This is a genomic window from Streptomyces sp. WAC05292 (genome assembly GCF_003949955.1).
Lineage (GTDB): Bacteria > Actinomycetota > Actinomycetes > Streptomycetales > Streptomycetaceae > Streptomyces > Streptomyces globosus.
Genome location: NZ_RPSE01000487.1, coordinates 1 through 4,056, shown reverse-complemented (window position 1 = coordinate 4,056; position 4,056 = coordinate 1). Strand labels below are relative to the sequence as shown.

Genomic DNA, 4,056 nt, shown 5'->3' with positions numbered 1-4,056 from the left:
GTCCACGTCCTCGGACTCGCCGTCTTCGCCCTCGGCACCAGTGAGTTCATGCTCTCCGGACTGCTGCCGTCCGTCGCCGAGGACATGGGCGTCAGCATCCCGCAGGCCGGCCTGCTGATCTCCGCCTTCGCCGTCGGCATGGTCGTCGGCGCGCCGCTGCTCGCCGTGGCCACGCTCCGCCTGCCGCGCCGCACCACCCTCATCGCGCTCATCAGCCTGTTCGGGCTGGGGCAGGTTGCGGGCGCGCTCGCACCCTCGTACGCGCTGCTGTTCGCCTCCCGCATCGTCTCCGCGCTCGCCTGCGCCGGGTTCTGGGCCGTCGGCGCCGCCGTGGCCATCGCGATGGTCCGGCAGGACCAGCGGGCCCGCGCCATGGCCGTCATGATCGGCGGCCTGTCCGTCGCGAACGTCCTCGGCGTACCCGCCGGCGCCTTCCTCGGCGAGCACTTCGGCTGGCGCTCCGCGTTCTGGGCGGTCGGCGCCGCCTCCGCGGTCGCCCTCGCCGGCATCCTCGCCCTCGTCCCCCGCATCCCGCTGCCCGCCGAGCGGCCCGGCCTGCGGCGGGAGCTGGCGATCTACCGCGACCGCCAGGTGTGGCTGTCGGTCGGCGTCACCGCGCTCGCCGCGGGCGGCGTCTTCTGCGCCTTCAGCTACCTCTCGCCGCTGCTCACCGACGTGGCCGGGCTGGACTCCGCATGGGTGCCGTGGGTGCTCGGCCTGTTCGGGCTGGGCGCGCTCGCCGGGACCGCCGTCGGCGGCCGGTTCGCCGACGCCCACCTCTTCGGGATCATGCTGTGGGGCATCACCGCCAGCACCGCGCTCCTGGTCGCGCTGGCCCTGCTCGCGTCGTCGGCCGCGGCGGCCGTGGCGCTGTCCTTCCTGATCGGCTTCTCGACGTTCCTGACCGCGCCCGCCCTCAACGCCCGCATGTTCAACGTGGCCGGCGCCGCCCCGACCCTGGCCGGCGCCACCACGACCGCCGCGTTCAACCTCGGCAACACGGGCGGCCCCTGGCTGGGCGGTACCGTCATCGACGCCGGGCTCGGCTTCACCGCCACCGCGTGGGCGGGCGCGGCGATGACCGTGACCGCGATCGCCCTCGGCCTGACCGCCCTCCGCCTGGACCGCCGCTCCCGCCGCGCCCGTACGACGCGCATCGTCGCCTCGTCCGCCGGCGCCGCCGCCGGAGCCCCCCACCCGGACCGGTCGACGGCGGACTGCGCCCGACCCGCGGCCGCTACGGGTACGTGAACCCCTGGGAGCGGCCGGTCACCGTCGGGTTGGTCGGGCTGGGCGCGGGCTCTCCCTTGCGGGTGACGTACATGTGGACTTCGTACCTGCCCGGCGGCAGGGCGATCCCGACCGGCTCGAGTACGTCCTCGCGTGCCGCCACCCGCCGCGTCTGCTGCGCCGTGCCGCCGGTGGGAAACAGGTGCCGGGGGTCGTCCTTCGCGGTCAGCCACAGGTAGACGGCCACGTCGACGGGACGGGACGCCCGAACCTCGGCGATCATCGTGACCCGGCCGCCGTCGAGGACGTAGCAGGGCGCTGCCACGACCTCGGGCACGGAGGCGATGGGCTGCGCGGACGCGCACACCTTCGGCGGACCGGCCGGCTGCACGGCCGTGGGCTGCGCCGACGGAGCCGGCGTGGCGGAGGCCGGCGCAGCCGCCGGCTGCGCCGACGGGCCGCCGGACGGCGTCGCGCTCCCCGACGGCGACGGGCTCGGCGGGGCCGACGGGGACGCCGCTCCCGGAGCCGCGGCGGCCGGGGCGGAGCCGCCCTTCCCGTCGGCCCCGCCCTTCCCGGGCGACATCAGGCCGTACACCGTCCCGCCCGCGGCAACCGCCACGGCCGCCGCGACCGCGACCCCTGCCGCCACGAGTCCGCCCCGCCGCCGGGGGGCGCGCGCCGCCGGCGCGCTTTCGGCAGTCGGCGCAGGCCCGCTCGGCGGCCCCAGGGCAACCACCTTGCCGCGTCCTCCGGGGGCGAGCAGCTCCATCGCCACCGGGGTCTGCAGAGCGCTGCCGTCGGGGCCGGACCCGTCGAAGTGCTCCTCAAGGTGCGCGGACAGCGCCGCTAGGTCCGGGGCGAGGCCCGGCGAACGCTCCTCCAGCCAGGCCATGACCGCGTCCGAGAAGGCGCCCGTACCGCGGGCCTCGTCCTGCAACGCCGCCTGTCCGGTGGCGGCGGCGAGGAGCAGGAACTGGTCGACAGCCTGTCTCGGGCCGGCGGGGAAGGCCGCGACCGCGGGCCCGGACGGGCCGCTGTTGACCTCGCGGAAGGTGGCGCAGGCGTCGACGAGGAAGACCTGCTGCGGACACTCCGCCACATCGGACCGGGTCAGGTACTCGCGCAGCTGGTGCAGGTCGATGCACCGCTGGTCGCCGTCGTGCGCGTCCGGGCAGAGCAGCAGCCGCCGGTCGCCGTGGTCGAGCACTCCGTGCCCGCCCCAGTACACGTACAGCAGGTCGCCCACGGGCACCTCGGGCCGCGGCCGGAAGCCGTCCATGATGTGGTCGCGGGAGACGACGAACCGCACGTCGATGCCCAGCGCGTGCGCCTCCGCGTTGAACGCGGCCTGCGCCGCGGGAACGGGCGCCAGCATCAGGGTGATGTTCTCCGCGGGCACTCCCCGCCGGCGCAGCCAGCGCGCGAACCGCATCGCGTCGGCGGCGGCGCCCGCAAGGTCCCAGTTCCGGTCGCGGACCCGCCCGAAGTGCTCGATGCCGACGATGACGGCGTGCACCCGCGCCGGTTCGGCGGCGCTCAGCTCAGCCATGTGCCGACTTCGTCCCACAGCCGAGGGTTGGACCAGTACGACGTGTGGGCCCGCACCAGGGGCTGCCGGTTGTCGACCCGCCGGTCGACCGCCCGGCCGGGAAAGACCTTCGCCGCCTGGTAGGAGAGCGGGTCGCGCTCGTCGTAGACGTTCAGCCACTTGCCCGGGAAGTGCCCGGGCAGCGCCTGCGGGTGCTCCAGCGAGACCAGCGCCCCGATCTCGTAGAAGTACGGGGCCTGCGAGCCGACGGTGATCAGCTGGTCGACCCGGTCGACCGCCTCCAGGACCATCAGGTCGACGCATGCCACCCCGCCGAGGCTGTGGGCGATCACGGTGACCGCGTCCCCCGGGGTGTTCTCGATCGTCCGCTTGATCTGGTCCCGGATGCCCTGGCCCCGGGCCTGGTAGCGCAGGATGTCGCCGATGAAGGGCAGGCCCACGTCGCCCCACGCGCCCCGCCGGCTCCGCAGCAGCCGGTCCGCCGCAAGCATTCCCACCTGCGCCGCCCGCCCCTTCAGGGAACGGCCCTCGGACCGGAGGTCGGCGCCGAGCGCGGCCAGCAGGGCGTCGCGCACCGAACCGGACAGCTCGACGCCCCGCTCGGATGCGCGCGCCCACGTGAGGGCCACGACCGCACGGGCGACGGCGCGGCGGTGCTCGAAGCCGTTGGCGTCTACGGTGGCCGCGGCGTCACGCAGCTCCGGGGCGCGGACCACCGCGCGCAGGGCCTCGGCGAGGTCCTCCGCCAGGCCCCGCTCTGCGAACGAGGCGAGCACCTCCGGGGCCGGCACGTAGCCCGTGACCTGGTCGAGGAAGCGCTGGGAGGGCGGCACACCGCGGCTCATCCCGGACGCCGCGGGCGGTTGCAGTCCGAGCAGCCGCAGCTCGTACCAGGGGTCCGCGTACAGGACGCCCCATACGGCGATCTCGCCGTCGTCGTCCCGCGTGCCGCCGCGCGACTGCCGGTAGCCGGGGACGGAGTCGCCGCCGAGCGCCATGGACGCGCCCTGCTCGCGGCCCCAGAAGCAGCCGCGGACCTCCAGGCCGGGCCGGATCCGGTCGAGACCGTCCCGGACGGCGGCCAGGCTCGCGGTGTACGAGGCCTCCCGCACTCCCGTTCCGTGTACGAACAGCACTGACCGATCCACGATCCCCCTCAGGCGGTGCGACGGGACGAACAGGCGGTCATCCTAATGCAGCAACTGGCATGACTTTTCAGCCATATGACGGATCGTCACATGGCCACGGGGGGGGGAAGGGGGCGAGGCCCGGGA

3 protein-coding genes are annotated in these 4,056 nt (G+C 75.2%); 1 reads left to right on the top strand and 2 read right to left on the bottom strand.

Annotated features, from left to right (window positions below):
• The coding region (locus EF903_RS29750; protein WP_148142604.1) for a Cmx/CmrA family chloramphenicol efflux MFS transporter at nt 1–1,251 on the top strand (1,251 nt) is incomplete at its 5' end.
• On the opposite strand, the gene EF903_RS34465 is transcribed toward EF903_RS29750, so the two are convergent.
• On the bottom strand, nt 1,238–2,782 hold the full coding sequence (locus EF903_RS34465; protein ID WP_185902897.1) for a caspase family protein: 1,545 nt from the start codon (nt 2,780–2,782) through the stop codon (nt 1,238–1,240). The genes EF903_RS29750 and EF903_RS34465 overlap by 14 nt on opposite strands.
• Entirely contained in the window at nt 2,770–3,918 is a 1,149-nt protein-coding gene (locus EF903_RS29740) for a hypothetical protein (RefSeq protein ID WP_125548103.1), read from the bottom strand. The genes EF903_RS34465 and EF903_RS29740 overlap by 13 nt, the downstream gene beginning before the upstream one ends.
• Nucleotides 3,919–4,056 lie beyond the last annotated feature (138 nt).

Excerpts from the sequence above, each read along its gene's own strand:
- EF903_RS34465 (WP_185902897.1), bottom strand. The coding sequence starts at position 2,782 with ATGGCTGAGCTGAGCGCCGCCGAACCGGCGCGGGTGCACGCCGTCATC.